Origin of the sequence: Cryobacterium sp. (assembly GCF_025463825.1) — a bacterium.
Lineage (GTDB): Bacteria > Actinomycetota > Actinomycetes > Actinomycetales > Microbacteriaceae > Cryobacterium.
In genome coordinates this window covers 1-4,359 of the sequence record NZ_JAODBG010000068.1, presented here as the reverse complement: position 1 = coordinate 4,359, position 4,359 = coordinate 1, and the positions used below count along the sequence as shown (strand labels likewise).

Sequence of the window (4,359 nt, the reverse complement as noted above, 5' to 3'; positions counted from 1 at the left end):
GGCATCGACGCTGCAGCTCCACGGCCGACGAGCACGGCCGGGGAGTCCTCTGCCGGTTCCTGGGAAATGGTGGCACCGGCATCCTCGGCCGCGGCAGCGACATCCTCATCGGCCGGCGCCGGCGCCTCCGGGGCACCGTCTCCGGCTTCGGAGAGGATGGTGATGATCACGGTGCCCACGTCGACGGTGGTTCCGGATTCGACCAGGATCTCGCCGACGACGCCCACGTAGGGCGAGGGCAGCTCAACGAGCGATTTGGCCGTTTCGATCTCGACCAGCACCTGGTTGATCGAGATGGTGTCGCCGGGGGCGACCTTCCACTCGACGATTTCGGCCTCGGTCAGTCCCTCGCCCACGTCGGGCAGGGTGAATCGGGAGACGCTCATGAGGTGCCTTTCGGGGCAGGTGTTCGGGTTAGAAGGCGAGGGCGCGGTCGACGGCTTCGAGCACCCGGTCGGGGCTCGGCAGGAAGTGCGTCTCCACCGCGGCGGGCGGGAACGGGGTGTCGAAGCCGGACACTCGCAGCACCGGGGCCTCGAGCGAGTAGAAGGCTCGTTCGGTGACGGTCGCGGCGATCTCGGAGCCGACGCTGACAAAGCCGGCGGCCTCCTGCGCGACCACCAGGTGACCGGTCTTGTGTACGGACTCGAGGATCGGCGCATAGTCGATCGGTGAGATCGAGCGCAGGTCGATGACCTCGAGGCTGATGCCCTCCGCGGCGGCCAGCTCGGCGGCCTGCAACAGCACACTCACCATGGCGCCGTGGCCGACCACGGTGACGCTGGTGCCGGTGCGCACGACCTTGCTGGCGTGCAGCGGGGTGCCGCTGATGCTGAGGTCGACCTCACCCTTGGGCCAGTAGCGGCTCTTGGGTTCGAAGAAGATCACCGGGTCGTCGGACGCGATGGCCTCCTGCATCATCCAGTACGCGTCGTGCGGGTTCGACGGGCTCACCACGCGCAGGCCCGGAGTGTGCGCGAAGTACGCCTCGGGACTTTCCTGGTGGTGTTCGATCGAGCCGATGTGGCCGCCGTAGGGGATCCGCACGACGACGGGCATGATGACGCCGCCCTCGTGGCGGTTCCGCATCCGGGCCAGCTGGCTGGTGATCTGGTCGAAGCCGGGGAAGACGAAGCCGTCGAACTGGATCTCGCAGACCGGCCGGTAGCCGCGCATGGCCAGGCCGATCGCGGTGCCGATGATGCCGGATTCGGCCAGCGGCGTGTCGAGCACCCGCTTCTCGCCGAACTCGGCGTGCAGGCCCTCGGTGACGCGGAAGACGCCGCCGAGCGGGCCGATGTCCTCGCCCATCATGAGCACCTTGGGGTCGTTCAGCATCGCCTGGCGGAGGCCCTTGTTGAGGGCCTTGGCCATCGGCAGGGTCGCCGTCGACGGCGCCGGGGCGGTCTCGGGCGGGGGCGTCGTCGTGTCGGGCATGCTCATCAGGACTCGCTCCCGTCGAAGGACGTTTCGTAGGCGTCGAGCCAGGCTTTCTGCTCCACCACCAGCGGATGCGGTTCGGCATAGACGTTGTCGAAGATCACCGAACGGTCGGGCGCGGTGATCTCCAGGGCGCGGCGGCGCACGTCGGCGGCATGGTCGGCGGCTTCCTCGTCGACAGAGTCGAGGAATTCCCGTTCGATGCCGAGGCCTTCGAGGTAGCTGCGGAAGCGCACGATCGGGTCGCGGGCGACCCAATAGGCGAGCTCTTCGGGGTCCCGGTACTTGGTGGGGTCGTCCGCCGTGGTGTGCGCGCCGACCCGGTAGGTGAGCGCCTCGATCAGCGACGGGCCGTGGCCGGCGCGGGCGTCGTCCATCGCCTTGGCGGTGACGGCGTAACTGGCGAGCACGTCGTTGCCGTCGACCTGGATGCCGGGCATGCCGAAGCCGCCGGCGCGCAGGTACAACGGCGACCGGGACTGGCGGGACACCGGCACCGAAATGGCCCAGTGGTTGTTCTGCATGAAGAACACCTGCGGGGTCTGGTAGCTGGCCGCGAAGACCAGAGCCTCGTTGGCATCGCCCTGCGAGGAGGCGCCGTCGCCGTAGTAGACGATCACCGCCTGATCGGTCTCCGGGTTGCCGGTCGCGGTGGCGCCATCCAGCTGCATGCCCATGGCGTAGCCGGTGGCGTGCAGGGTCTGCGAGGCGAGCACCAGCGTGTAGAGGTGGAAGTTGCCGTGCTCTTCGGGGACCCAGCCGCCGAGGGTGACGCCGCGCAGCATCCGCAGGATGTCGACCATGTCCAGGCCCCGGATCATTCCGACGACGTGCTCGCGGTAGGAGGGGAACACGTGATCCTGCGGGCGGGTGGCGTGGGCGGAGCCGACCTGGGCGGCCTCCTGGCCGTGGCTGGGCACCCAGAGCGCCAGCTGGCCCTGGCGTTGCAGGTTCGCCGCTTCGGTGTCGAATTTCCGCACGACGACCATGTCGCGGTAGAAGGCGCGGTAGTCCGCCTCGGTCAGACGGTCGAAGTAGGGCAGGAATTCGGCGGCCGATTCGGACGGCGCGAACGTGCCGTCCGTGGCAAGCAGCTGAACGGTGGGCGAGGCGAGGGTGCGCACTGGTGCGTCATTGGAGGTCACTGGCACCGTACTAACCTAGCCGCCGGGCCGGATGCCCCGTTGGTAGATGCTGAACAATCTCAGCGCAGATCTGCAGGAGTGTTTCCACAGATTCCTCCTCGCCAATCGAGACCCGGATGCCCTCCGGGTGGAAGGGCCGGACGACGAGCCCGGCATCGGTGAAACGGGTGGTGGTGGCGTTCGTCGCCTCACCCAGCGGCAGCCAGACGAAGTTAGCCTGCGAGATCGGGATGTTCAGGCCGGCCTCGCCGAGAGCGGCCCGAATGACATCGCGGCGCTCCGCGAGAACGCCCACCCGGGCCAGCAGCTCGGCTTCGGCGTCGAGAGAGGCCAGCGCCGCGGCCGAGGCCTGCCCGGTCACCGAGAGCGGGATCGCCGTGGCGCGGGCGGCGTTGAGGATGCCGACCGGGCCGATGCCGTAGCCCACCCGGAGGCCGGCCAGGCCGTAGGCCTTGGAGAAGGTGCGCAGCACCACGAGGTTGGGGTAGCGCTTGAGCAACGTGGTCCCGTCAACCGCAGCCGGGTCCGTCACGAATTCGACGTACGCCTCGTCGAGGATGACGAGCAGGTCCGCCGGCACCAGGGCCATGAACGCGGCGAACTCATCGGCGGTGACGATCACACCGGTCGGGTTGTTGGGGCTGCAGACGATCACGACGCGGGTGTGCGGGGTGATCGCGGCGGCCATGGCGGGCAGGTCGTGGCCGTGGTCGGCGCGGTTGGGCACGGTGACGCTCGAAGCGCCGGCCACGGTGACCAGGCTCGGGTAGGCCTCGAAGGAGCGCCAGGAGTAGAGAACCTCATCCCCGGGACCCGCGGCCGCGAGGATCAGCTGGGCGAGGAGCGCCACCGATCCGGCGCCGACGTGCACCTCGTCCGGGGACACCTCGAACCGGGCGGCGAGGCGTTCGCGCAGCGCCAGGGCGGAGGCATCCGGGTAGCGGTTGAACGCCGAAACCGCGTTGACGGCCTCAACGACCCCGGGCAGCGGGTCGAACGGGTTCTCGTTGCTGGAGAGTTTGAAGGCGGACGCACTGGCCGCCTTGCCCTGCCGGTACGCCGGAAGGGCAACGATCTCCGGTCGCAGACGGACTGATGGCTGGTCAGAAGGGCTCACTCCGCGAGTCTACGCCGCGACATATTCGGGATGCCGCATGCTCCCGGCGTATATGCCGCTCCGGAATCCGCTGGGCCGGCGGCATCCGATGTCATAGTGGAGGCATGGGTAGCTTCCTCGTCAAACTGATCGTCAACGCCGCCGCCCTCTGGGTGACGACTCTCATCGTGGCCGGGGTGCGAGTGGAGGCGTACGCGCCGGACACGGTTGCGCTCGTGCTGACCTACCTGCTGATCGCGCTCATCTTCGGCGTCGTCAACGGGGTCGTCGGCGGCTTCGTGCGGATCGTCGCCTTCCCGCTGTACGTGCTCACCCTCGGGTTGGTCTCCTTCATCGTGAACGGACTGCTGTTGCTGTTGGTCGCGTGGATCTCCGGCCCGCTCGGCTTCGGCCTGGTCATCGACGGGTTCTGGTGGGGCGTGCTCGGCGCTTTCGTGCTGGGCGTGTTCAGCTGGCTGTTCGGCCTGCTGGTGCGGCCGCTGAACAACTCCAGCAGCTAGGCCGCCCGCACCCCGGTGCCGCGCCGGTCGCGTCGCGTCGCGCGGGTCGCACGCCGCTGCGCGGGTGGCCCGCCACCCGCGCAGCGGCGCCTGACCCGCGAAGTGCTCGTGGCCCTCGGCTAGGCGCTTCTGGTCGACCACAGGTCGAACGTGGCGG

Annotated in this window: 5 protein-coding genes; 1 reads left to right on the top strand and 4 read right to left on the bottom strand. The window is 68.9% G+C overall.

Going from position 1 to position 4,359, the window contains the following annotated elements:
• The 4 genes from JWP54_RS08540 to JWP54_RS08525 all read right to left on the bottom strand — a co-directional run.
• Window positions 1-386 (bottom strand): biotin/lipoyl-containing protein (locus tag JWP54_RS08540; protein WP_297370355.1); only part of this gene is annotated, 386 nt, incomplete at its 3' end.
• Window positions 387-414: 28 nt separating this feature from the next.
• A complete protein-coding gene (locus JWP54_RS08535) occupies window positions 415-1,437 on the bottom strand; it encodes an alpha-ketoacid dehydrogenase subunit beta (protein ID WP_297370358.1) in 1,023 nt (340 codons plus the stop codon).
• A gap of 5 nt (window positions 1,438-1,442) precedes the next feature.
• Entirely contained in the window at window positions 1,443-2,585 is a 1,143-nt protein-coding gene (locus JWP54_RS08530; protein WP_297370351.1) for a thiamine pyrophosphate-dependent dehydrogenase E1 component subunit alpha, read from the bottom strand.
• A 10-nt stretch (window positions 2,586-2,595) separates the two neighbouring features.
• A complete protein-coding gene (locus JWP54_RS08525) occupies window positions 2,596-3,702 on the bottom strand; it encodes a histidinol-phosphate transaminase (protein WP_297370348.1) in 1,107 nt (368 codons plus the stop codon).
• A gap of 104 nt (window positions 3,703-3,806) precedes the next feature.
• Here JWP54_RS08525 and JWP54_RS08520 point away from each other — a divergent pair, with 104 nt between their 5' ends.
• Window positions 3,807-4,202 carry a phage holin family protein gene (locus JWP54_RS08520; protein WP_297370344.1) on the top strand — a complete coding sequence of 132 codons (396 nt, stop codon included), beginning with the start codon at window positions 3,807-3,809 and terminating at the stop codon, window positions 4,200-4,202.
• Window positions 4,203-4,359: the final 157 nt, after the last annotated feature.

Coding starts and splice junctions, on each gene's coding strand:
- JWP54_RS08535 (WP_297370358.1), bottom strand. CDS start 1,437: ATGCCCGACACGACGACGCCCCCGCCCGAGACCGCCCCGGCGCCGTCG.
- JWP54_RS08520 (WP_297370344.1), top strand. CDS start 3,807: ATGGGTAGCTTCCTCGTCAAACTGATCGTCAACGCCGCCGCCCTCTGG.